The sequence below is a fragment of the Providencia huaxiensis genome (genome assembly GCF_002843235.3).
Taxonomy (GTDB): domain Bacteria; phylum Pseudomonadota; class Gammaproteobacteria; order Enterobacterales; family Enterobacteriaceae; genus Providencia; species Providencia huaxiensis.
The window spans coordinates 1436463-1460727 of record NZ_CP031123.2 but is presented as its reverse complement, the minus strand read 5'-3'; the positions used below and the strand labels follow the sequence as shown (position 1 = coordinate 1460727).

Below are 24265 nucleotides of genomic sequence, written 5' to 3'. Positions count from 1 at the left end.
ATGGATATGAAGCAGCGTTACCTGACTGCCGCCGTTGTTGCATTGATTGTGGGTGGAGCCAGTGAAAGCCAGATATTTGACCAGTTTATCAAAGAAAAAGAAGGTAACTTCACCACCGCTTATCAAGATGCAGGCGGAATTTGGACAGTATGCCAAGGCGTCACCCGTATTGATGGCCGTGCTGTCAAGCCCCGTGAAAAGCTGACTAAGGCACAATGCGAACGCTTAAATGCTATTGAGCGTGATAAAGCCATTGCCTGGGTGAAAAAGCATGTTCCTGTGTCACTCACACCGCCTCAAATCGCGGGTATCGCTTCATTTTGCCCTTATAACATCGGTGCGGGTAAATGCTTTTCATCCACCTTCTACCGCAAGTTACAGGCAGGTGACATCGAGGGTGCCTGTAAAGAGATCCCCCGTTGGGTCTTTGATGGTGGGAAGGACTGTCGTAAAACTCAAGGTCAGCCTGGTGGTTGCTACGGCCAAGTTATCCGCCGTAATCAAGAAGCTGAGCTGTTGTGTTGGGAGTTAATGCAGATGAATACCACTTGGACAACGCCATGAACTCAATCACAGAAAACACATTAACTCGCTCATTGAAAATTGCACTCATTGTAGGCGCGTGGTTGTTATTTGCGGCGGGTGCATTTGCGGGTGTCATGCTGGCACGTTATCACTACAACACCATTATTCAAACTAACCAAGCGACGTATGCCAGCCAGTTAAAGGCTATCTCCGATGAGGCATCCGCCGCAACACAACAAGCCATGCTACGCATGGAAGACGCCCAGCGTGAAAAATCGCGATTAGATACGTATTACACACAGGAGTTAGCCCGTGAAAAAGCCCAATCTCAAGCCTTGCGTGATGATTTGTCTACTGGCCGTCGTCGGTTGCAGTTCGCCCGCGCCGATCTTGCAACCTGTCAGCTCACCGCAAGCCACCATTCCAGCGCCAGCACCGTGGGCGATGGAGCCGAAATCCAATTCTCTGTTGAAGCTGGACTCCTTGTTGAAGATATCCGAACCGATATCAAACGAGATCAGGACAAGCTCGACTACTTACAAGGCTATGTAAAAGACGTCGTTAAAGAGTGCCGCAGAGAGGTCACCCCATGAAGATGACACCATTATTACGACGCTGTATGCCCGTGTTAGCCGCTATCGCTATCCTGATGTGCGCATTTATTTTTCTGAGTACCGGGTTTTGGTTACGTGTCGTCAGTACCTGTGACCGCGCGCAAGACCTCAGCAATCGAACTACTTACTTAGACGGCCTTGTTTGCCGTTATCACGATACCCATGAGGCCATCAAGCCACCATCAACAAGGAGTTTAAGATGAAAAAACGCCCACAAAAAGGACGTAAAAAAGACGTTTTACTGTCCATTAACAGCCAGTTAAATCGGATTGAACACCGAATTGAACGTCAAATGGAAAACATGGATGAGCAAATTGACCTCATTCGTGAAGAGGCAACCAACGGGGCTATTCGCCGTGGTTATGTGGCAGGCGCTATTTCAGGTGGTGTCACCGCTTGTGTGGTCAGTACGGCGGTGATTTTAATCCGCGCGAAAATGGGCTTGTAATTATGGCGTATCCGCAAGAGACACGCGATAAGTTACGGCGCGCTTACATTTTTAGTCAGCTTTCCCTAGAGGTGGCGGCGAGTCAAATTGGCGTGGCCTTTGTGACCGCGCGGCGCTGGAAGAAGGAAGCCCAAGACAAAAATGACGATTGGGACAAAATGCGTGCCGCGCACATGTTGGCAGGTGGCGGCGTTGAAGATGCAGGTCGTGCGGTATTGATGAGCCTTGTTGTGCAGTGCCAAGCCGTGACAGAGCAAATCAATACAAACCCTGATATTCCTGCCGAGAAGCGTGTTGAGCTGTTGGCAAGCCTTGCGGATGCCTTTAATAAAGCCACGTCTGCAAGTAAAAAAATACTGCCTGAAACGGATAAATTGGCCACGGCCATCGATGTGATCCAACGGTTCGGGCAGTTTATCAGTGACAAGTACCCACAACACAACGTGGTGTTTGTGGAAATTTTAGAAGCCTTTGCCGAAGAATTGGAGCGTGCATATGGATGAAATTAAAAAACAATTAAAAAACTATTAATATCAAATACGTGGTTTTGTTTCGACGGAAGCAACCGAAGAGGAAAAGCACCTGTTAGCGGAAGCAGAAAAAGAGACACAAGTGTTCATTACTCAGTTACAGGAGCGCTACCCTAATTACCTAGGTTTAATGGGCGGTGCTTTAGCTGTTCTTGATACGATGATGAGTTGGGAGTAAGCGCAATGATGCCTGAACGATTGCTTAAGGCATCACTGGTATTACGGGGTAAGCATACACTGAACAGTGTTTTAAACCCCAATCATGATAATTAGGTCACCATGCCCCATCTTTACGTGGGTTAGTTCTGACGCGAGGGGTTGAGTTTATTTTTTCGGTTAAGAAAGTGGTTTTACAACGTGGACATTGGAGGGTGTGATGAAAAGTTTCCGGCTGGCCTGGTTGCAATATCGACGCGATATGTTCGTGGTTGCAGTGGGGACAAAGATAATGAAGGGGCTGCGTCCCTGCTTGAGATGGTTTGAGTTTAAACACCGTGCTGCCACTACTGAAAGTATGCAGCTCATAATCTTCAAGTTTTATCAGGTGGTTTTTAAGCTCTATCAATTCGCGTTCTACCGCGTTTTTTTGGCTCAAGATCGCCTCATACAGTTGGTGCGCCGTCAGCACTTGGCTTTGTAATTGAATAAGCTGCGGGTAGATATCGGATTCAACTTTCATGATAGACAAGGCTTCTTTAGTGTCAATCGCACCCTTAACGGTACTAATGACTTTTTTGAGGCTGTCATAGCCAGGAATGATATCAGCAATACTCATTTAATTTTCCTTTTATCAATGGGTCATAACAGATTAAACAACAGGTCATCATAATGGCAAAAAAGGTTTCATTAAAAGCATTTAAAGCCTCACTCCAGGACTACATCACCGAACTGCGCCAAACCATTGAGGCGGAGTGCTTAGGCTTTGATGCTGACCCCGAGGCTGCTGAGGCAAGGCGATCGCAAGTCGCAGATGTCGAGAACGGCTACAGCTTCTTTGTGGAAACCTATTTCCCACATTATGTGCGCCACCCCTCCCGTAGTCAGTTGCATAATTATCTTTTTAGTCGTTTACCTGCCATTGTTGCGAGTTCAGATGCCGAAAGTGACGCCATCGCCGCACCGCGTGGTGAGGCTAAATCGACGCTGGTGAGTCAACTCTTTACGCTGTGGTGCATTATCCGTGAGCTGAAAAAGTATCCGGTCATCATTATGGACAGTATCGACCAAGCCTACCCGATGCTCGAAGCCATCAAAGCCGAACTGGAATATAACCCACGACTAAAAAATGATTACCCTGATATTTGCGGTCAAGGGCGTACTTGGCAGATGGGGACTATCGTCACACGCAATAATATCAAAGTGACAGTTGCGGGTAGCGGTAAGAAATTGCGGGGGTTGCGACATGGGCCATATCGCCCTGACTTAGTGGTGCTCGATGATATTGAAAACGATGAGATGGTGCGTAACCCTGAGCAGCGCGAGAAGCTGCATAACTGGTTAAAAAAAACGGTGATGCCACTCGGTGAAGCAGGCGGCAAAACTGACATTGTTTACATCGGAACCATCTTGCACTATGACTCGGTACTCTCTCGTACCCTCAATAATGCCATGTGGCGGACGGCACGGTTTAAAGCCATTCTCCAGATGCCTGCCAATATGAAATTGTGGGATGAATGGGAAACCTTGATCCACAATAAACAAATTGATGAAGCTGAGCGCTTCTACCATGAGAATGAGCCTGCGATGTTAGAGGGGGCAATTGTCTCTTGGGCGGCACGCCCACTGTTAACCCTCATGAAAATTCGTGCGCGTGATGGTCATGATACGTTTGACTCCGAATACCAAAATGACCCCGTGAGCGGTGAAGATGCGATTTTTGCCAGTTGCATTACCTTTTGGTCTAACCATCTCTCCGATTGGATTTTTTACGGAGCATGTGACCCAAGCCTCGGTAAGCAGAATAAAACTCGTGACCCGTCAGCCTTGCTCGTGGGCGGATTCAATCGCATGACAGGTATCCTTGATGTGGTTGAGGCAGATATTAAACGCCGTTTACCTGACCGCATTATCTCCGATGTGATTGACTATCAGCGCGAATACGGCTGTTTAACGTGGGCGTTTGAATCCATCGCCTTCCAGGAGTTTTTACGTACCGAATTAGTGAAGCGTTCTGCGATGTTAGGGATACCCGTTCCTGCTATCCCTGTCATTCCAAACAGTGATAAAGCCTTGCGCATTGAGTCTTTACAGCCTCATATGGTCAATGGGCTTATTCGTTTGCACGCAACACAACACACGCTGATTGACCAACTGCGCCACTTTCCCAAGGCTGACCATGATGATGGCCCTGATGCCTTGCACATGCTTTGGTCTTTGGCGGTTTCTCGTGCAGGTAACACCGATATTCAAACTCGTCCCCGCCGACCGGAAGGTCGACGCTTTGGGTCGGGTGCTTGGTAGGAATTTATTATGTCAAAAATTGTGGATATACACGGTAACCCGTTACAACGTGAAGTTTTAAAAACGTCACAAACCGTAAAATTAGCACGGATGAGTCGCATTTATCCTGATCATCCCTCACGTGGACTCACTATCCGTAAGCTTCCGCGTATCTTACAAGCGGCTGAACGCGGTGACTTGAGTGCGCAGGCCTGCCTGTTTGGGGATATGGTCGAGCGTGACGGCCATATCTTTGCCGAAATGGAAAAGCGCAAGAATGCGTTATTAACGTTGGATTGGTCGATTGAGCCACCAAAAAATGCCACCAAAGCCGAGCTAGACATGACCGCGAACGTGCAAGCCTGGTTTGATGCGATGCCTGAAATTGAAGATATCATACTGAATGGGATGGAAGCGGTGGGACATGGGTTTAGTTGCCAAGAGTTGGAATGGGATCGCCTTGATAACACGTGGTTACCCAAAGCCTTGCACCTGCGTCCCCATTATTGGTTCCGCACCTTGCCTGAGCAACGCGACGAAGTTCGCCTCAACACCGATGAAATGAACGGCTCGGAGTTATGGCCGTTTGGTTGGCTGGTTCATCGTCACAATGCCCGCAGTGGGTTTATTGCCACCAGTGGGTTATTCCGCGTTCTCGTCTGGCCGTATCTGTTTAAAAACTTTTCGCTGCGTGATTTTGCTGAGTTCTTAGAGATTTATGGCTTGCCTGCACGGATTGCCAAATACCCTGCGGGCACGTCCGATGAGGACAAAGATAAACTGTTAGATGCACTGGTTAACTTGGGGCATGATGCGGTTGCAACCGTTCAACAAGGGACAGACATCAACTTTGAAAGCGCCGCAGGGGGTGGCTCTGACCCGTTCATGGAAATGATTGCCTGGGCGGAACGGACACAATCCAAAGTAATTTTAGGGGGGACATTAACCTCACAGGCGGACGGAAAAAGCTCCACCAATGCCCTCGGTAATGTGCATAACGAAGTGCGTCACGATTTAAAAACCGCCGATGCTCGCCAGCTTGAGGGGATGTTTCGCCAGCTTATCCAAATGTTGTTGGCTCTCAATGGCTATCAAGACGTGAACCCACGTCGTTTACCACGTTTTGTGTTTGATACCCGTGAAGCCGTTGATTTACCACAGTTTGCTGATGCGGTGGGTAAGTTAGTGACCGCAGGTGTGGGGAGTATCCCTGTTTCTTGGGTGCATAAGAAAGCCGCTATCCCGCAAGCCCAAAAGGATGAGCCTGTATTGCAAGCGCGCCAAGCCCTGCCGTTGTTACCCACACCATTAAGCTACGGTCATTCACGTTACGGGTTGGGCGTGCTAAGTCAAACGGTAGAAGCGGATGGAATAGATCCCGCACAAATCACCCTCGATAATGCACCGCCGCAGTCTGATACCATTGGGGCAGCCATGAGCCAACTCTTAACGCCGATGGTGGCCGCTCTCAAGCAAGGTCAAAGTGTCGATGACGCCATGAATATTATTGCGCAAAGTTATCCGCTTTTGGATGACAGCACGCTTCAAACGTTATTGAGCCAGGCTATCTTTGTGGCGGATGTGTGGGGGCGCCTCCATGCCGACAGCTAAACAAGCGGTAGATTTGCGCTATGCCATGAGCCTCCCCCCTGCGGAGGCAATTGCTTACTTTGAAAGTAAAGGCTATGCCGTTGGTTTCCATTGGTATGATATTGAAGCACAAGCCCACGCCAAAGCGTTCACTGTCGCAGGTGTGCTTAAGCTTGATGTGTTGCACGATATTCGCCAAGCGTTAAACGAAGCCCTTGAAAAGGGTGAGACCTATGCCGATTTTGAACGACGCCTCATTCCCATTCTTGAGCAAAAAGGCTGGCTCGGGAAAGGCTTGGTTGCCGATAGGGATACAGGGGAGCTGCACGGCAAGCGTTTAACCCCGCGTCGATTAGACACCATTTTTCAAACCAATCTGCAATCCTCGTACATGGCGGGACGTTACAAGCAGCAAATGGCAACCGTCGAGGAGCGCCCTTATTGGGAGCGCGTGGGGATTATGGATAATCGTATTCGTCCTTCTCATGCGGCACTTAATGGGTTTATTGCCCGCTATGACGATCCGATTTGGCAAACCATTTACCCGCCTGATGGTTACCGTTGTCGCTGTCGGGTGCGCACACGCAGTGCCGAGGATGTTGAGCGTTTGGGGTTGATGGTGCAGTCCTCTGAGGGGCGCTTGGTGGACGTTGAGCAAGAGTATGGCGTGCCAGGTGAAACTCGTACCGTCACAGGCTTTAAAAATCCGAAAGACGGTCAAGTGTATACGCCAGACCCGGGTTTTGGTTTTAATCCTGGACAGGTTAACTATCAACCTGAATTAGATAAATACTCCCCAACGGCCGCGAGTCAATACATCACAGGCTCACTCACAGGCGCGGACTTTCGTTTAGGGTATCAAGAGGCGGTCAATGCCACACAACCTAACCCTGCACAACGTTATCCCATTGCCGCGCGTCCTCAATCTTCCGCCCCCAATACAGATGCATTTTATGTTGATGCGCCCACCATTAAGGCACTCGCCCAACAGGATATCACGCAAGCCGATTACTTATTTGTACAGCAAATTATTGAATCACCGCAAAAAATGCGGTTGGGTGAGGATGGGGTTCAATACTATGCAACGCAACACGAAAAGCGTTGGTGGGTCGTTGAAGTTAAAGATAATCAATTGCAGCGTGTCACCACGCAAACCGACTTTTGAGGTTAATATGATCACCGTCAAAATTGATACACGCGAATACGAAGCCGCACTGCAAAAACTGGTCGATGGTATCGAAAGTCGCGCGCCTTTGATGCGTAAATTAGCGGGGATGATGGCGGATGCGGTAGAGGAAAACTTCGCACAAGAAGGTCGCCCTGCGTGGTTAGGTTGGAGTCCCGCTTATGCGCGTCGTCGCGCAGGCGGGAGAATACTACAAGACAGCGGGCGATTAGCCAGCAGCATTGGTCAATACAGTGATAATGATAGCGCTGTGGTGGGAACCAATGTCAAGTATGCGCGTATCCACCAAGAAGGTGGTGAGATTAATATTCCTGCACGCAGTCAACAAGCCTATTATCGGCAACGTAAAGACGGCACCGTGGGTAATCGTTTTGTTCGCAAGTCGCGCAGTAACTTTAGCCAATACCACACGTTACCCGCCTATAAAATCAAAATCCCAGCGCGACCCTTCTTGCAATTGGACGAGTGGGATCAATACCGTATGACGTTAACGGTGGAAGATTATTTAAGCCGACTGATTGAATAAGTTAAAATAATGCCTGTAAGACGCTGTGAGCCATTTTAATGAGTTAGAGTGTCATTGTTCGTGGTTGGATGTTTAAAACGTTTTTAAACGGGGTTTAAATGCGTTATCGTAGAGATTGCATTGCAAGCCCTCAGTCATTTTACTTTTCCCGCTTTATCACCGAGTGCTGAACCTCTTCACACACTCCCCATTACTGGCAGTTGTTATGCTGCCCGCATGAAAAAATACATTGCTGCTTGTGTCGCTGAAATTCTCAGCCAAAACCTTAACGAAATCCAGCTCTTCCCTGCTGGCGAGTTTCGTGCTGTCGATGGTCGCCCCGTTGAATGTGACGCGTGGTTAATGACGCGTGAAATCGCTGAAACGTTGATTGCACAGGTCGCAGCCCGTCAAACACCTTACGTGATTGACTATGAACACCAAACCCTCCGCGCGTCTCAAAATGGTAAACCTGCGCCCGCAGCGGGTTGGTTTACGGATATTGCGTGGCGTGAAGGCGATGGTCTTTATGCTATCAACGTGGAGTGGACGGAAGCGGCAGCAGCGGCCATTACCGCCAAAGAGTACCGCTTTATTTCCCCTGTTTTTAACTATGACAAAAACGGTCATGTGACAGTCTTGCTTCATGCCGCACTGACCAACACCCCCGCAGTAGATGGTATGGATGAAGTGATGCTTGCCGCTGCTTCTCAGTTTGCTGCACTTTCTCAACCCACCGAAGAGGATCTCACTGTGGATGACGAACTCATCAAAGAGCTACTCAGTAACCTGCGTTGGATGCTGAACTTGCCCGCCACGGCAACAGCAGAAGATATCAAAACAGAACTGCAAAAAGCGATTGACCTGATTTCAAACGGTCAAGGCACGACCGTCGCCGCCAATCAAAGCTTAGTGGATTTACTCAAAGGCAAAGAAACCTTGATTGCTGACCTGTCCAGTAAAGCCTACGACCCAACCAAACATGTACCACTTGCAGGCTATCTTGAACTGCAAGCGAAGTACAACGAAGCATTGAACGCAGGTCAGCAACAGGAAGTGAGTGGTCTGATCCAGGCCGCGCTCAGTGATGGACGTCTCAACACGGCCATGAAAGATTGGGCGGAAGACTTAGGGCGTAAAGACCCTGACGCACTTAAAGGTTATCTCGAAAAAGCCACCCCGATTGCGGCATTAACACAACTGCAATCCAAGGGTAAAGCGCCCGCAGGTGCAGAGCAAAGTACCTCTGTGACCACGGAGCTGACCGAAGACCAGTTGGCGATTTGCAGCCAATTCGGGCTTGACCCCGAAGAATTTAAAAAACAGTTGGGAGAGTAACTCATGACCCAAGATAGAAATACCCCTCACCGTGACGGTGAATTGTTTGCGGTACGTTGTGCTGCTGCCGTGCGTATCTACGGCGGGCACATTGTGTGCGCCAATGCCGACGGATTTGCTGTCCCAGGTGCATCGGGTTTAACCGTACTGGGCGTCTCGGATGATTTTGCCGATAACCGCGACGGTGAACAAGGCGATATCAGTGTGATGGTGCGTCGTCAAAAAGCCTTTTATTTAGGCAACGATACGGCTAAGCCTGTCACGCAAGCCCATGTAGGCAAACTGTGTGATGTGAAAGACTCCGTGACGGTGTGTGAGGCTGGAGAAGCCACGACTACCCCTGCGGGTCTTGTGTTGGAAGTCACCGAAGATGGTGTCTGGGTCATGATGGGTTAATTAGGAAAATACCATGATTGTGAATAAAGCCAATATCAGCGCGTTATTTGTCAGTATTAATATGACATTTAACAATGCATTAAAAGAGGCGCCTTCAACCTGGCAAAAAATTGCCATGAAAGTGCCGTCGACGGGAAAATCTGAAGATTACAGCTGGTTATCCAACTTCCCTGCGATGAAACGTTGGGTCGGTGAAAAAGTGATTAAATCACTCTCCGCCCATAAATACACCATCGAAAATGACGACTGGGAAGCCACGATTGAGGTCGACCGTAACGACATTGAAGATGACAGCACAGGTAAATACGCGGTTCAAGCCAAAGGTGCAGGTCGCTCTGCGGGCATGTTGGCTGACGAAATTGTCTATGAAGTCCTTAACCTCGGTTTTGAACGTCCGTGTTATGACGGCCAATACTTCTTTGATACTGACCACCCTGTCGGTAAAAACTCGGTTTCCAATAAAGGCACGAAAAAACTGTCCATTGCAACCCAGGCAGCGGCTATGGCGTCTTACGGTGCAGCGCGTACCGCCCTGCGCAACATGAAAGACGACGAAGGTCGCCCGCTGGATGTGAACCCCAATATTTTACTGGTTCCTCCTGCGCTTGAAGATATCGCGAATGCCCTCATGACGGCTGACCGTTTAGAAGATGGTAAGGTCAATATCTACAAAGGTACTGCCGAAGTTGTCGTCTCGGCGCGTATCACCTCCGATACGGCGTGGTTCTTACTGGATACCACTCAAGCCGTTTTACCGATTATCTACCAAGAGCGCAAAGCACCTGTGCTGGTTGAACAAACCGACATGAACAGTGATGGTGTCTTTAAGCGCAAAAAATTCCTGTTCGGTGCCGAAGCACGTGCCGCAGGGGGGTATGGTTTTTGGCAATTAGCCTATGGCTCAACAGGGAGTGATGCGTAATGCCGATTATTATTACTGCGAAAGTGAATGGGTTTCGTCGCTGTGGGATTGCGCACAGTGACACCGCGACGGAGTACCCAGACGACCACTTCACCAAAGACCAGCTAAACGTGCTGCAATCTGAGCCGATGCTCGTGGTCTCTGTGGGTGACGCGGGTGCAGAAAAAAAACAGCCTGATGCGGGTGCAGAGAAGCAAATCAGTGCATTGAAAGCGGAAGTGAAGCGCCTGACGGATGAAAATCAAGCCTTACACGCAGAGCTTGCTCTCTTAAATACGCCTAATGCCCCCGTAGAGCCATCCGAAAATAAAAAATCGGATGATAAACCCGCACCGAAAGGCAAATAAGGGAGCCTGCTATGTACGCCACACAAGATGACATGGTGAAAACCTTTGGTGAACGCGAATGTGTGAGCCTCACTGATGAAGCCATGACAGGACAAATCAATACTGAGGTGATGGTTTATGCGCTGGAACGCGCGAGCAGTGAAATTGACGGTTATCTTGTGGGGCGTTATGCGCTCCCCTTTGCAGATGGTGCTCGGATATTGACGGGGCGATGCTGTGACATTGCCCGTTACCATCTGGCAACAACGTATAAAATGTCCACGCCTGAAATCCAGACACGCTATGACGATGCTATTCGTTTTTTTGAGCGCGTGGCCGAAGGCAAAATTAGTCTGGGGCGTTCCGATAACGGTCAAGTGATCAAGTCGTCTTCACAAATGAAATTTGGAAGCAGTCAACGTCAGTTTGGTCGTGACTCAACGCGCGGAGGTGCATTTTGATCACTCAAATTGAAAGCAGCATCATTCAACGTCTAACGCTGGGTATGGGGCGAATGTTACGTGAAGTTGCCAACTACAGCGGTGAACTCGATGTGGATATGGGCAATATCATCCGGGCATTTCCGGCGGCTTGGGTGACGTTCGGCGGGATCACAAACAGCAAATACACCAGTACCAGCCGACAGAAAGTGATTGTGACAGGTAAATTTGTGGTCATGGTGGGTGATTATAACACGCGCAGTGACGCTGCAAGCCGGACAGGTGGCGCTAACCTCAATGAGGTTGGCACGTATCGACATATACACGGTGTGCGTCGCTTGTTAACCGGGCAGGATTTAGGGCTGACCATCGACCCATTGATGCCTGGTGTCGTCAGAACGCTTTACAACACGCAAGTCAATGAGCGGGCACTGTCAATTTTTGCGTGTGAATTTGAAACCCGTTGGCATGAACACGTTCTCGCGAATGGCGATTGGCCTGAATTTACCCGCAACCCTGACGAAGCCGATAACCTTTTTAATCTTTATCGCGGCAAGCTTCAACAGCCCGACCCGGATTTGTTGCGTGTCGGATTGCACTATGACCCACCGGGTGTTGGCAGTGCTGAAGCACCTGCGGACTTAGTGCCGACAAGGAAACCCACACCATGAACACACTGTTAGTGAAAGCTGCACCCACTTTACGGGTGTCATTTGAATATCAGCACCGTCGCTATATTACCGATGGTGAGGCGGTTTCTGTGCCAGACACCGCTTATTACCGCCGCCTACTGACTAACGGTGATTTAGTCTTGGTGAGCAAGAAAGCCACAAACAAAGGACAAAAATCATGACGGTAACCTTTGATACCATTCCGGGTAGCATTCGCAAACCTGGGAAATATTTTGAATTCAATACGCGTATGGCAACGCGCACGCTGCCAGGCAACCCTCAGACGCTTTTAATTATTGCGTCAATGTTATCGACGGCGCAGGCGTCGCCATTAATGCCCCTTGATATCTATGATGATGACGCTGCCGCCGTTGCCTTTGGTGCGGGTTCCTTAGCGCATATCATGGCGAAAGCCGCGATTGATGCAAACCCCTATTTACAATTGCAGGTCATTGGTATTGAAGAGGCAGCCGCAGGTAAAAAAGCCAGTGCCACCTTGACTATTACCGCCCCTGCCACACGGGGTGGCACGCTCTCACTGTTCGTGTGTGGTGACCGCCTCGATATTCCTGTTGAAACGGCAGATACGGTATCTGTGCTTAATCAGGCGGTTGTAGATATTGTCAATGCGAATACTCACTTGCCTGTGGTCGCTGCGCTGACAGGTGAAACCAATGGCACCGTGACGCTCACAGCGCGTCAATCGGGTGATTGGGGTAATGATATTGTCATTGATGTGCAATCGACGGCCAAAGGGGTTACGGCTGCGGTCACCGCGATGGTTGGGGGTGAAAATAATGCCGATATTCAACCTGCGCTTGATGCCGTATTTGCGGCAGGTCATAACATTATTTCGATTCCATTTAGTGATAAAGCCTCGCTGTTAAAATTACGCACCCATTTAGAAAAAGTCAGCGGTGCCATGGAGCAACGCGGCGCAATTGGTACGGCTGGCTGGACAGGTACACTCAGTACAGGAACCACTCTCGCCAGTGATATTAATGATGGTCGGACATCAATCGCGTGGTATCCAGGCTCGGTGAAATTACCGTGTCAAATCAGTGCGGCGTATGGTGCTGTGATTGCTTCGGAAGAAGACCCTGCGCGTCCACTCAACACCCTTGAACTGAAAGGGTTAGATATTGCCCCTGTGACCAAACGCGCGGGACGCAATGAGCAAGAAAATGCCTTACATAACGGCTTAACCCCACTTGAAGTGGGCGCAGGTAACCGTGTGCAGATTGTGCGCGCCATTACCACCTATACCCGTAATGTGGAAGGCGTTGAAGATACTGCGTTACTGGATTTGACCACCATTCGTACCTTGGATTATACCCGTAAAGCGTGCCGTGAGCGCATTTCGCAACGCTTCCCACGCGACAAGCTCAATGAACGCACGCGCGTGAAAGTCCGCTCTGAGCTGTTGGATGTGCTGATTAAACTCGAAGAGGAAGAAATCCTCGAAAACGTGGAAGAAAACAAGGGACTATTGTTGGTTGAGCGTGACGGTAAAGACCCTAACCGCCTGAATGCCGCTATCCCTGCCGATGTTGTCAATGGCTTGCATGTGTTTGCGGGTCGCATTGACCTGTTCGTCTAAGGAGAACACTGATGTTAGAAGAATATGCAGGTGCGATTATTTTAGAAATTGACGGCCGTGAAGTGGAAGTTACCGACATGGATGTGCAAGAAGTCACAGGCCGTAAGCTTGTCAAAACCATGAACAAAACAGGACGCGCCAAGGGATTCATGCGCGGCATTGCCACCTATGAACTGTCTATTTCTGTTGTGATCCCTTTAAACGGTGATATGGACTGGGGCGCGATTGAAGGCTCGAAGCTGACTCAGTACCCGATTAGTGGCTCAGGTGGTAAGCGTATCTCATACCTTGACTGTTTTGTGACAGAGGTCGGGGAAAAATATTCCACCGATAACGAAGCAAAACGTGATCTAAAACTGAATGCATTGCGTAAGGTGATTGAATAATGGCTGATGTAAAACCGCTGATGTTACTGGATGGAATCGACCATGACGGCAAACGTCACTTGATATTTGCCGTCAAAATCCCTGTCATGCGTGACGTTTATGATGCGCTTGATGAGACCGAAGAAGTTTGCGGCTCTACCGATAGTAAAGGCTCTGATCTTTACTATCGCATGGCATTAACCAAACGCGCCCTAATTAAGTTGGGGGATATTCCGCAAGACGTTATTACTACAGACTTCCTGCTGGATAACCTCACCAGTATGGACTATGACGTGATTGATGAGGCCATCGATATCGCAAAAAAAAAGCGGCGAGCCAAGAACAACGACGAGACAGCTTCCGAACCGTCGTCTTAGCCCTCGGTAAGTACGGTTTCACTGAGCAACAATGCCTTTCTATGAGCCGTCCTACCCTGGACGGCTATCTCAATGCTTTAAACCGCCTGCATGGTGGCAAGTCAACATCAACAAAATCGAAAACGACTCGCGTCAAGTCCCGCCGTCAACGTAAGCAAAAATCCAAACGAGGTTAATCATGGCGAAAGAATTTAAACTATCAATGGTCATTTCGGCACGTGATGACGCCTCTAAGGCAATTACCAAAGCGATGCGTGATAGCACCAAAGAGAGCCAGAACGCTGAAAAAGCGCAAGAGAAACTCGGTAAGCGCCAACGCACTACCTCAGAAGAAGGTATACGTCAAAATCGGGCATTGGGTGAAGAAATCAAGCGTCAAAACCGTGCCCGGGAAACACTAGGTATCCGTGCTGAGCGTGCCATACAGCGCGAAATTCAGCAAACTATTGCATCTTATAACCGTTTAGCTCGTAGCGGTACACTCTCTATTGATGAACAATCACGCGCCTATGAGCGTATGCGCCAGCGTGTTAGTCAGCTTAGAGTTGAAATGCAAGGCATGAATAGATTAGCACGAGTCTCTGATATAGCAGGTAGCATTGCTAAAGCAGGTGGTGCTCTGGTCGCAGGAGGAATGGCTGTTGCTCCTCCTGTTAAAAAACAAATGAGTTATAGCCGAACCCTCGCCGATATGAGTAATGTCGCCTTTAATGATCGTGATATCCAAGGGCGTATCGAAGGTAAAAAAGAGTTAGATATTATTATTCAAGATTCTATTGCCAAAGGCGGAGGAACAAAAGAAGAGGCAGCTAATCTTCTTGGTGGATTGCTTGCAAAAGGCGTTTTTGAATTTGAGGAAATCAAAGAGTTAATGCCACTTTTACAACAATATTCAACAGCTACGGGGGTTGGCGGTGAAGAGTTAGCAAAAGTGACTGAATCACTGAAAGAGTACGGGATCACCTCTGCTGATGAAATGATGAAAGTGATGGATGCAGCTATCCGCTCTGGCCAAGAAGGCTCATTTGAGTTTTCTGATATGGCCAAGTGGTTGCCTGAAATTTTATCTAAGGCTAAAGCCATTGGTTATAGTGGTTCTGAGGATATCGTTAAGTTATTAGCCTATAGCCAAGGGATGATGAAAAACGCGCCAACAGCCGATACCGCAGGTAATAACTTTGTCAACTTACTCAATAAGGTTTCAAGTCAGGAACTCGCCACGAAAGCTAAAGCCATTAAAGTGGATGGATATGGCATTGATATGGCGGGTACATTAACGCAGGCTCAAGCAAAAGGTATTGACCCTATTTCAGCTCTGGTTGGACTTACAGATGTCATCGCACGACAAAACCCTGAGTTTAGAAAACTTGAAGAACAGCTATCAAAAACAGATAAAAACTCACCTGAGTATCAAAAATTGCTTGAATCACAACGTCGAATTCTTGAGTCCTCCGCTATCGGTCAATTAATCGCCGACCAACAAGCGCTTATGGGACTTCTCGCTGCGCGTGAGTATCGTGGTTATATCAAGCAAGTTGAAACTGAAAGTAAAAAACAACTTTATTTACCCAAAGGTGAAGGTGAGGGATATGTTTCTTATGGACTAATCGCACAGGAAAATGACTTCAAAGTACAACAAGCTAAAGAGCAAAGTGATTTTGCTCAGATGGGTGCTGTAAAACCATTGTCAGACTCTTTGGGTAATTTAGCTGATAAATTTACGGACTTTAGTAAAGAGTTTCCAGGACTTACTACCGCTGTGATGGGCGCCAAAACAGGCATTGAAGCCATGACTCAAGCTGCTATTGCCTTTGCTGCATTAAAATTCTTATTTGGTGGTGAGGGTATTTCAGGTGTACCTGGTGGAAAAAACTCTCCTTTACCGACTGGTGCGGGGGCTGGTGCTAAATCCTCTGGGCTTTTTGGTCGTTGGGGGTCTTTAGTTGGTTGGGGCATGATTGCGACAGAGCTGGCAACAATTACCTCTCCTGAAGAAGATGCAGCCTTGATGGGAAGTGAGGAACGGTGGGCATCAATTCGTGCCAACTACCCCCAATCCATGATTGATGCCGCTCGTGAAAAATATCAGCCGTGGTATCAATTCGGCGAAGGTTACTCCACAGAAAACGAAGAGTGGTTACAACGCTACACCAAAGACCAAGAGCAAGCGAATCAAGCGGGTGTGATCGCGAAAGATGTCGTCAATCAAATATTAGGAATTACGGGGCTACCTAAGTTTGAAGGTGCAATCAATCAGGATGTGATCACCTTTGACACCCTTGAAAAATCAGGTGTACTTCAACCTTTACTCGAAGCCCTTAAAAACCCACCGCCACCCCCTGTGATTGAAGTGCGCAGCGTGGTTGAACTCGACGGCCAGCAAGTGGCTGAGTCGGTCAACCGTGTCAATGGTCAAGATGCAGGCCGCACCACAGGAGGGATGTTCCCATGAGTTGGCAAACCGATTTACAAAACGCCTCATTTCGTGGGGTGACCTTTGATGTGTACAACACCAAAGACAGTATATCCCGTGAGGTTGCAACCCATGAATACCCCTTTATTGATGGCGGCGATGTCATGGATTTGGGGCGCAAACCCCGTAATTTTCGCATCAGTGCCGTATTTTGGGGCGACAATTATAAACGCGATATGGATAACCTCATTGCGGTGCTCGATGAGCCTGGCAAAGGTGAGTTAATTCACCCTGTCCACGGCTCTATTCCGCAGGCTCAATGCATTGAGTACAGCATCGGTCATGAGGCTGAAAATGTGGATAGCTGTAGCCTAGAGTTGGTTTTCCTAGAAGCGAACACAGGTACACAACTCGCACAGGCGCACCCTGAGCAGCTTGGTGATGATATCTTTGACAAGATAAATCAGCTTTCAGAGCGCATGAGTGATTTATTTGAGCAAGTCATGGCACCCGTAAATAAGGGATTGCGCTACCTTGCTAAAGGAAAAGGCGCTCTTTCAGGCATGATGAACACCTTAATTATCATGCGCGGTGATTTTAATGGCGCATTCAGTGACGGCGTGAATTATCTCAGTTATCCGCGTGCCTTTATTAATGATTTGCAATCAGTTTTAGACGTTCGCACCAGTGCCGTAGGCGATTTGCTTAATTTAAAATTCCCTGGAGTGATTAATACAAAGCAATCCAATAGCTATAAAGGCTACAGTTCGCCGTTTATGGCTTCAAATACGCCCCAAAATGGCTATCTTCCCAACGCTTCACAAACCGTCAACGTAGAGCAAGGGGTAAATGCGACCACGTTATTATCGGCGTGGAGTGATAGTGTTGCAGTGGTTGATGAATTGGTCAGTTTACCTGTTGCATTAGTGCAAGAGGAACGCGCGGCCACCGTCCCCATGCCAAGCAATGCGCAGCCTGCTGATGTGCAGGATTTGGTGGTGCTGTATCAAGTGATGGCCGTAGCTGAAATTGCAGCAATTACCACGCAAGTGCTTGCTGACACTGTACAGCCTAACCAAATGTCACCCGCTGATATTGAGTTGATGGTCAATGAGGTAAGGACGTTAGCATTACAGGCTATCATTACGTTACGCACGGATTACCAACCTCGCACACAATCGGTCAGCTCTGATGCTGAGCCTATCGGTTTATTGTGGCAAGGCGTCGTGTCATCCCTCAAAGAAGTTGCACTAGGCGTACAAACTTTGGGATTACGTGTTATTGAGAAACGCCCACCATTGACCCGTAAGACCCTCACTGCGCCTGCTAACTTTCATTTACTCGCGCACACTTGGTATGGCGATTATCGTCGTGCTACCGAACTGCACCGTTTAAATCCACAGGTTCGCAATCCAAACTTTCTACAAGTCGGAGATATCATCAATGCCTACGCCCGATAATACCGAGTTAAAAGATAAAATCACCCTGTTAATTGGGGGCACATCACACAGTGATTGGCAAACTTACCGTATTGACAGTGATTTTTTAAAAGCGGCCGATGCCTGGCAATTATCCCTTGGGTTACCCGAGGGTAATTTTCCTGCGGATGCGGTAAGAGGTGCGCCCGTTAAAGTGAAAATTAATGATGATGTGGTGTTATCAGGCCGTGTTGATACTGTGGCGCGTGATGTTTCCCGTCGTGGTGTGACATTAAGCCTATCGGGTCGTGATGATTCCGCGATTTTAGTCGATTGCGCTGCACCTATCTTTAGCGCTCGTCAATTGAGTCTCGATGAGGTGATTGCCAGCATTGTACGGCCATTAGGGATTAAAAAAATCCGTATTCAAGCCGATGGAGTCACCCGTAACGACCGCGTGCATATTGAGCCTGGCGAACGTGCGTGGGATTCACTCATGAAAGCGGCGGCAGGTCGCGGTTTACACCCGTGGTTCGATCCAGATGGAACCTTGGTTATAGGTGGGCCTGATTATAATCAACCGCCTGTTGCAGACCTCATTATGCGCCGTGACGGGCAAGGTAATAACCTGATATCACTGTCCGATAGCCGCAATATTCAAGGCTGTTTTTCAGAGTTAATGGTATTGGCTCAAAGCCATGCAACCACGACCAGCAATAAAAAATTACCGATTAAACCTGTGCCATTACCTGACCCCAATGATAAAACACCCAAGGCATATACAGTCACATATGATGCGGCAGAAGATGACACGGCGGCCGTTTCGAGTGCATCTGGTCAGCATAGTTTAAAAATAAAAGTGACCGACCCAACTGTACCGTATTATCGCCCGCAAATTCTGACCTCGGGCGATGTTGATAATCAAGAGCAGCTCCAATACCGTGCCAAAAAAGCCATGGCCGATGCCCGCTTATCAGGTCTTGATATTGTAGCGGAGGTGTATGGTCACCGCACCCCGAATGGTGAGCTATGGACACCAGGGCAACGAGTCCACATTCAAAGTGAGTTACACGGTATTGATGATATTTTCTTTTTAATGGGGCGCACGTTTATCGGTGGTCGCCCAGGCGGTGCAGTAACGCAATTGCGCTTTAAAGAAGATGCTGTCTGGATACCCGATGCTTTCCCGAAACAGAAAAAAGGTAAAAAAGGCAGTAAAAAGAAAGGAAAAGACCAGATTAAACCTGTTGACCTACCCGCACAAGCAGGTCAGTAAGGGGGGGGTTATGTGGAACCAAATTAATCAACGCATTAACCAAGCATTAAACGGCATTCGAATGGCGTTTAGGGCGGTATTAAATGCCACGGATAGTGAAGGTAAAGTCCAAACCATGCAAGGTGAAGGTTTATCGGGTGAATCATTACAAGGGCAGGAAATCTTTCAACATTATGGGTTTACTTCTCGCCCTCTACCAGGCACAGAAGCGATTATACTGCCATTAGGTGGTCGTTCCTCTCACGGTATTGTCATTGCTACTGAACATGGCGCTTATCGCCTTGCAGGGCTGGAATCGGGCGAAGTAGCCTTGTACACCGACGAAGGGGCTAAAATTGTGTTAAAGCGCGGACGTATTATTGATGTTGAATGCGACCTTTATCGGGTTAATTGCAAACAGTATGAAGTGAATGCGGAAGAAAAAGCCGATTTTAACACCCCCATGGTCACCACCAGTGAGCAGCTAACCGCCATGAAACAAATCACGGGCAATGGCGGTATGGCAATTAAAGGTGGTAAAGGCGCTAACTTTGAGGGTAATATCACGCAGACGTCTGGGAACTATCAAACTGACGGTGATGTTCAAGCAGGTGACATTTCTCTGACAGGCCATAAACATCCAAATGGTAATAATGGCGCTGATACTGGCACCGCAAAACCCTAACTCCCCTCATATAAAGTGCTGAACCTCTTCACACACTAATCATTTACCCATGCTGCGATACTGCGCAGCATGGACAGAGCACTCGATACATCAACTGGCGATTACGCTGGAACCCGAACCAATACCCTCTCTAATGCCGTTTACTTGCGTCTAATGACTCCGCTCGGCAGTTGGTGGGCTGACCGTTCCTTGGGTTCCCGATTACATGAATTGACGCGTGAAAAAGATGTTTCTCGCGTGTATGTGCTCGCTCGTCAATATGCTGAGCAAGCGTTGCAGCCCTTACTTGATGATGGCCGTGCGCTTTCAATTCAGGTGACCGTCCATCGTGATGGCCTAAAACGGGCAGTATTGTGGATTGAGATCATCGATGCAGGTAACCAAACTCAAAACTTTAAACATACCGTGAGGATTGCCTAATGTTTATTACGCCTACATTTGAGCAAATCCGCGATACCTTACTCAATGACCTCAAAAATCAGCTTCCCGATGCGGATATTGGCACGGATAGCGATTATTTTGTGCGTGCTTCTTCCGTTGCTAGCGTTGTTGAAGGAATTTATCAGCATCAAAGCTGGATTGTGCGCCAAATCTTTCCTGATACAGCGGATAGCGACTATTTAGAACTTCATGCTCGGACACGGAATTTAACCCGTAAACCTGCAACAACAGCAAAAGGGATCGCCGTGATCACAGGCTCAAAAGGCGCGGTATTGCCTGCGGGGAGTCAAATTAGAGGCGATAATGTTTCTTGTTTTACAACCGCTGAGGTCACTCTACCTGAAAATGCGCAGGCCACCGTCACTATCCAAGCCAGCCAATCAGGCACAATCAGTAATTTATCCAAGCCCACCACGGGCGAACTGGTCAATGCCCCAATGGGCGTTAACAGTTTAGTCGCAATTAATCAGCTTTCAGGTGGTACAGATATCGAGACTGACGCGAGTCTATTAGCCCGTTTACTCGATATTATTCGACGCCCACCCGCAGGGGGCAATAAATACGACTATCGCCGCTGGGCACTAGAAGTGCCTGGCGTGACGAATGCGTTTGTTTATCCGTTGCGTCGTGGCTTGGGAACGGTTGATATTGCGATCACCTCTGCTGATGGCCTGCCTTCTCGTGACATTATCGAAGCCGCTCAAGCGCATATTGATGATGTTCGACCCGTCACGGCCAAAAATTCCTATGTGCTCGCACCGACACTACGAAACGTTGATTTTGAGGTTGAGGTCACCCTCGAAGGCATCAGCTTAGAAGCAGCTATTGCGCAAGTTGATAGCGAAATTCAAGCCGTAATGAGCCGCATTGCGCCTGGTCAGCGTTTAATTCGGAGTGAGGTAGAAACGGCTATTTCATTAATACCAGGCATTACTGACCGTGTCATTATCAAGCCTACGGGTAATGTGATCGCACTGGTCGATGAAACGCACCTTGAATGGTTACGACCAGGCAATATTGTGGTGAGGTTACCGCAATGAAATCGTTATTAATGCAGCTCTTACCCCCTGTTAGTTATTCACTGGATGCGCCTAGACTGGATGCTGAGCTCGACGCTGAAACAAAACGGTTTGATCTCACCCTAGAAAGTGCTGACCGTGCCCGAAATGGTGTTACGCCATATTTTGCTGAAAGCCTGCTTCCTGATTGGGAACGGGTTTTAGACTTAACGCCCGATGCCAAATTAAGTTATCAGCAGCGCCTTGAGTTGGTTCTCGTCAAGCTCGCTGAAACAGGCGGCCTATCCATCCCTTATTTTGTTCAACTGGCGAAAAAGCTCGGTTATGACATTACCATTGATGAATTAGATCCCTTTCAAGCAGGGGTAAGCCGCGCAGGTGATAGGTTAACGCATCCTGGTATTTTATGGGTATGGGTCGTCAATATTTTTGGTTCAAAAGCACAATTTTACCGCTTTCGTGCAGGTGGCTCCATTGCAGGAGAGCGCCTTTCATTTTGGGCGGATTCAGTCATTGAAACGGTCTTTAATGACTTAAAACCCGCGCATACATTCTGTTATTTTACTTATCAGGAGTCTTGATATGCAGGACTTAATGCCCCCCATTAATACCCCAGACAGCGCCTTTCATGATGGTGACCCTACCACGGGGCAATTAGGTACAATTGTCACCGCACTGTGGCTCAATAACGTACAGGCAGCCACGCGTGATACTCAATTAGAACTCAAAAATGTACTAGCTAAAGCAGGCATTCAACCCGACCCTAAAAAGACTAATCAGCTTGCAGAAGCAATCAGTCAAATCATTGGTAGCGGTAATTATGCCTCGACCGCTTATGTTGATAATGGCCTTAATAAGAAAATTGACAAAGCGAGTATTTCAGGTGTTCTAGGCAATGATAATGACAAAGTTCCTAGTTTGAATTTACTGGCTACTGAGTTAGGCAAGAAACAACCAACCGGAAATTATGCGGATGGAAATAGATTTACCATAAGCGGCACAGATGTTTCCATTAAAACGCCAAATAATAATTCTTCATTCGACTTAGGTAATACTGGATGGATTTCAGTAAAAAACCTCAACACAAATAAAATAACATTTTCTGTTGATAGCACAGGTCGAATCGGTAACTGCTTGATACCTGTTGAGTGTGGCGGAACGGGAGCAAAAAACGCCAGTGATGCAAGGAATAATTTAAGCTTATACAGCAAGGATGAAGTCAATGCCTCGTTGGCAGGAAAAATCAGTAAGGGTGAAAATGGTTTATTTGCCGATATCGGCAGCACTCCATCCTTAACAGTCACTAAAGCACAGTACGATATTGGTTTTCGTGGTTCAGTGCAGATGAGTAAATCTGAGTCGCCTTATTCTTCACTGATTGATGGCACTGTAATTATTACAAGAATAAATGATTATAGCGCTAAGCGTGGGTTTGAGCTTGCTTATAAAGTCAGAGGAAAAGACCTGTGTGTTGGTTTTTCAACATCAGGGAATGGTACGACTGAAAACTGGGAATACGCAAAAGTATACACTGGATTCAATGTGACCGAGGATCACAATGGGGGTTTAAAAACGTTAGGGACAGTAGGATTAAGCGACTATCCCGTGGGTGCACCTATTCCATGGACTCAAGCTACCGCTCCGTCAGGTTTTTTAGTTTGCAATGGACAATCATTCAATAAAACAACCTATCCACTTTTAGCAAAAGCATACCCAACAGGGGTTTTACCTGATTTACGAGGAGAATTCCTTCGTGGTCTTGATGCTGGTCGGAATATTGACGCTGGTCGAAACATATTATCAAGTCAAGGTGATGCGATCAGAGATATTACAGGTTCATTAGGTAAATCCTTCAAATCAAACTCAAACCAAAACACAGGTACTGGGGCAATTCGTTCTTCATATCAAGAAGAGAATGGTGTAACACCAAGTGGTGCGGGTTCGCATGCAATAATGGATTTCGCCGCATCAAGGGTTGTACCAACAGCAAATGAAAACCGTCCACGCAACATTGCATTTTTATATATCGTGAGAGCAGCATAATGAAAAACTATAATTTAGAGGTTGAACAAGCCGAAATTGGCGACAATGGTTTAGCAACAAAAGCGGGTTGGATTAAAGTTTATATTGCAGACCCACACACGCGCGAATATTTAAACGCGAGCATGGAAAATATTTATTTTGATGTGAGCGTGTCCGCTGGTGCTTATATCGACGCGCCCGAATTACCGACAAAAGCGGGTTTCGCAGTTGTGCGTAGTGAAGATGGAGCAAAATGGGAAATCGTAACAGATAACCGAGGTAAAACAGCGTACAGCACAGAAACCCGCCAACCGATTGAAATTGATTTCATTGGCGATTTGCCCGATACACTGACTCTTTTAGAGCCGAAAACTGAATTTGATAAGTGGAATGGCAAAAAATGGGTTACTGATACCGAAGCCCAAAAAGCGGCATTGGTTGCACAGGCCGAGCAGGAAAAGGCACAACGCTTAGAAGAGGTAGAGCAAAATATCTTAATGCTTGAGCGTAAAGTGCGCTTAGAAATGGTGACAGATGAGGAGAGAGAGCTACTAAAACAATGGGAAATTTATAGCATCAATGTTGCTGATATCGATACTTCACTTGCACCAGATATCGATTGGCCAGAAAAACCATAATATCCACGGCAAGCCTTGCGGCTTGCCAAGTTTTTAATTTTGTTTATTTCTATCAATTCCGCACAGTGCAAAACCTAGCAATTATATATCTATCCTTTAATG

At 47.8% G+C, this 24265-nt stretch carries 29 protein-coding genes; 28 read left to right on the top strand and 1 reads right to left on the bottom strand.

Annotated features, from left to right (window positions below; genetic code table 11):
* From CYG50_RS08300 to CYG50_RS08280, 5 genes are read left to right on the top strand one after another with little or no spacing between them, the layout of a single operon-like run.
* On the top strand, window positions 1–564 hold the full coding sequence (locus CYG50_RS08300) for a lysozyme (RefSeq protein WP_102140802.1): 564 nt from the start codon (window positions 1–3) through the stop codon (window positions 562–564).
* Window positions 561–1118 (top strand): lysis system i-spanin subunit Rz, encoded by a 558-nt coding sequence (locus CYG50_RS08295; RefSeq protein WP_116068706.1) that lies wholly within the window; start codon window positions 561–563, stop codon window positions 1116–1118. The genes CYG50_RS08300 and CYG50_RS08295 overlap by 4 nt, the downstream gene beginning before the upstream one ends.
* Window positions 1115–1342 carry a hypothetical protein gene (locus tag CYG50_RS23460; RefSeq protein ID WP_116068708.1) on the top strand — a complete coding sequence of 76 codons (228 nt, stop codon included), beginning with the start codon at window positions 1115–1117 and terminating at the stop codon, window positions 1340–1342. The genes CYG50_RS08295 and CYG50_RS23460 overlap by 4 nt, the downstream gene beginning before the upstream one ends.
* Entirely contained in the window at window positions 1339–1587 is a 249-nt protein-coding gene (locus CYG50_RS08285) for a hypothetical protein (RefSeq protein ID WP_102140862.1), read from the top strand. The genes CYG50_RS23460 and CYG50_RS08285 overlap by 4 nt, the downstream gene beginning before the upstream one ends.
* Before the next feature lie 2 nt (window positions 1588–1589).
* Window positions 1590–2090: a DUF1804 family protein gene (locus tag CYG50_RS08280; RefSeq protein WP_112307074.1), complete on the top strand. Its 501-nt coding sequence runs from the start codon at window positions 1590–1592 to the stop codon at window positions 2088–2090.
* Window positions 2091–2391: 301 nt separating this feature from the next.
* Here the strand turns inward: CYG50_RS08280 and CYG50_RS08275 are convergent, their stop codons facing one another.
* Entirely contained in the window at window positions 2392–2892 is a 501-nt protein-coding gene (locus CYG50_RS08275; RefSeq protein ID WP_102140787.1) for a hypothetical protein, read from the bottom strand.
* 53 nt (window positions 2893–2945) lie between these two features.
* On the opposite strand from CYG50_RS08275, the gene terL reads away from it, so the two are divergent.
* The 23 genes from terL (at window position 2946) to CYG50_RS08160 (ending at window position 24163) form a co-directional block, all read left to right on the top strand.
* Complete coding sequence (gene terL / locus CYG50_RS08270; protein WP_102140786.1) at window positions 2946–4577, top strand: phage terminase large subunit; 1632 nt, start codon at window positions 2946–2948, stop codon at window positions 4575–4577.
* A 9-nt stretch (window positions 4578–4586) separates the two neighbouring features.
* On the top strand, window positions 4587–6167 hold the full coding sequence (locus CYG50_RS08265) for a DUF935 domain-containing protein (RefSeq protein ID WP_116068711.1): 1581 nt from the start codon (window positions 4587–4589) through the stop codon (window positions 6165–6167).
* Window positions 6154–7311: a phage head morphogenesis protein gene (locus CYG50_RS08260; protein ID WP_102140772.1), complete on the top strand. Its 1158-nt coding sequence runs from the start codon at window positions 6154–6156 to the stop codon at window positions 7309–7311. The genes CYG50_RS08265 and CYG50_RS08260 overlap by 14 nt, the downstream gene beginning before the upstream one ends.
* Window positions 7312–7318: 7 nt before the next feature.
* Window positions 7319–7858, top strand: coding sequence for a phage virion morphogenesis protein (locus CYG50_RS08255; RefSeq protein WP_102140771.1), 540 nt, complete (start codon window positions 7319–7321; stop codon window positions 7856–7858).
* 216 nt (window positions 7859–8074) lie between these two features.
* Window positions 8075–9175, top strand: a complete 1101-nt coding sequence (locus tag CYG50_RS08250; protein ID WP_116068713.1) for a phage protease — start codon at window positions 8075–8077, stop codon at window positions 9173–9175.
* 3 nt (window positions 9176–9178) lie between these two features.
* On the top strand, window positions 9179–9571 hold the full coding sequence (locus CYG50_RS08245) for a hypothetical protein (RefSeq protein ID WP_116068716.1): 393 nt from the start codon (window positions 9179–9181) through the stop codon (window positions 9569–9571).
* Window positions 9572–9584: 13 nt separating this feature from the next.
* A complete protein-coding gene (locus tag CYG50_RS08240) occupies window positions 9585–10493 on the top strand; it encodes a Mu-like prophage major head subunit gpT family protein (RefSeq protein ID WP_116068720.1) in 909 nt (302 codons plus the stop codon).
* Window positions 10493–10840: an HI1506-related protein gene (locus CYG50_RS08235; RefSeq protein ID WP_102140762.1), complete on the top strand. Its 348-nt coding sequence runs from the start codon at window positions 10493–10495 to the stop codon at window positions 10838–10840. The genes CYG50_RS08240 and CYG50_RS08235 overlap by 1 nt, the downstream gene beginning before the upstream one ends.
* 11 nt (window positions 10841–10851) lie before the next feature.
* A complete protein-coding gene (locus CYG50_RS08230; protein ID WP_102140763.1) occupies window positions 10852–11280 on the top strand; it encodes a gp436 family protein in 429 nt (142 codons plus the stop codon).
* The gene (locus CYG50_RS08225; protein WP_238706838.1) at window positions 11277–11930 is read left to right on the top strand and encodes a DUF1834 family protein; all 654 of its coding nucleotides are present in this window, start codon (window positions 11277–11279) and stop codon (window positions 11928–11930) included. The genes CYG50_RS08230 and CYG50_RS08225 overlap by 4 nt, the downstream gene beginning before the upstream one ends.
* Complete coding sequence (locus CYG50_RS08220; RefSeq protein WP_102140764.1) at window positions 11927–12112, top strand: DUF2635 domain-containing protein; 186 nt, start codon at window positions 11927–11929, stop codon at window positions 12110–12112. Before CYG50_RS08225 ends, CYG50_RS08220 begins: the two co-directional genes overlap by 4 nt.
* Window positions 12106–13530: a phage tail sheath C-terminal domain-containing protein gene (locus CYG50_RS08215; protein ID WP_202981459.1), complete on the top strand. Its 1425-nt coding sequence runs from the start codon at window positions 12106–12108 to the stop codon at window positions 13528–13530. Before CYG50_RS08220 ends, CYG50_RS08215 begins: the two co-directional genes overlap by 7 nt.
* A gap of 8 nt (window positions 13531–13538) precedes the next feature.
* Window positions 13539–13916: a phage tail protein gene (locus tag CYG50_RS08210; RefSeq protein ID WP_116068724.1), complete on the top strand. Its 378-nt coding sequence runs from the start codon at window positions 13539–13541 to the stop codon at window positions 13914–13916.
* The gene (locus CYG50_RS08205; protein WP_102140781.1) at window positions 13916–14272 is read left to right on the top strand and encodes a hypothetical protein; all 357 of its coding nucleotides are present in this window, start codon (window positions 13916–13918) and stop codon (window positions 14270–14272) included. Before CYG50_RS08210 ends, CYG50_RS08205 begins: the two co-directional genes overlap by 1 nt.
* 178 nt (window positions 14273–14450) lie before the next feature.
* On the top strand, window positions 14451–16724 hold the full coding sequence (locus CYG50_RS08200) for a phage tail tape measure protein (RefSeq protein WP_102140780.1): 2274 nt from the start codon (window positions 14451–14453) through the stop codon (window positions 16722–16724).
* Window positions 16721–18145 (top strand): DNA circularization protein, encoded by a 1425-nt coding sequence (locus CYG50_RS08195; RefSeq protein WP_116068726.1) that lies wholly within the window; start codon window positions 16721–16723, stop codon window positions 18143–18145. Before CYG50_RS08200 ends, CYG50_RS08195 begins: the two co-directional genes overlap by 4 nt.
* The gene (locus CYG50_RS08190) at window positions 18129–19379 is read left to right on the top strand and encodes a phage baseplate assembly protein (RefSeq protein WP_102140728.1); all 1251 of its coding nucleotides are present in this window, start codon (window positions 18129–18131) and stop codon (window positions 19377–19379) included. Before CYG50_RS08195 ends, CYG50_RS08190 begins: the two co-directional genes overlap by 17 nt.
* A 10-nt stretch (window positions 19380–19389) precedes the next feature.
* Window positions 19390–20043 (top strand): phage baseplate assembly protein V, encoded by a 654-nt coding sequence (locus CYG50_RS08185; protein WP_102140727.1) that lies wholly within the window; start codon window positions 19390–19392, stop codon window positions 20041–20043.
* Between the two features lie 69 nt (window positions 20044–20112).
* The gene (locus CYG50_RS08180) at window positions 20113–20463 is read left to right on the top strand and encodes a phage GP46 family protein (RefSeq protein ID WP_102140726.1); all 351 of its coding nucleotides are present in this window, start codon (window positions 20113–20115) and stop codon (window positions 20461–20463) included.
* On the top strand, window positions 20463–21524 hold the full coding sequence (locus tag CYG50_RS08175) for a baseplate J/gp47 family protein (RefSeq protein WP_102140725.1): 1062 nt from the start codon (window positions 20463–20465) through the stop codon (window positions 21522–21524). Before CYG50_RS08180 ends, CYG50_RS08175 begins: the two co-directional genes overlap by 1 nt.
* Window positions 21521–22084, top strand: coding sequence for a YmfQ family protein (locus tag CYG50_RS08170; RefSeq protein ID WP_102140724.1), 564 nt, complete (start codon window positions 21521–21523; stop codon window positions 22082–22084). The genes CYG50_RS08175 and CYG50_RS08170 overlap by 4 nt, the downstream gene beginning before the upstream one ends.
* Before the next feature lies 1 nt (window position 22085).
* Entirely contained in the window at window positions 22086–23546 is a 1461-nt protein-coding gene (locus CYG50_RS23030; RefSeq protein ID WP_238706837.1) for a phage tail protein, read from the top strand.
* Window positions 23546–24163: a tail fiber assembly protein gene (locus tag CYG50_RS08160; protein ID WP_102140723.1), complete on the top strand. Its 618-nt coding sequence runs from the start codon at window positions 23546–23548 to the stop codon at window positions 24161–24163. The genes CYG50_RS23030 and CYG50_RS08160 overlap by 1 nt, the downstream gene beginning before the upstream one ends.
* Window positions 24164–24265: the final 102 nt, after the last annotated feature.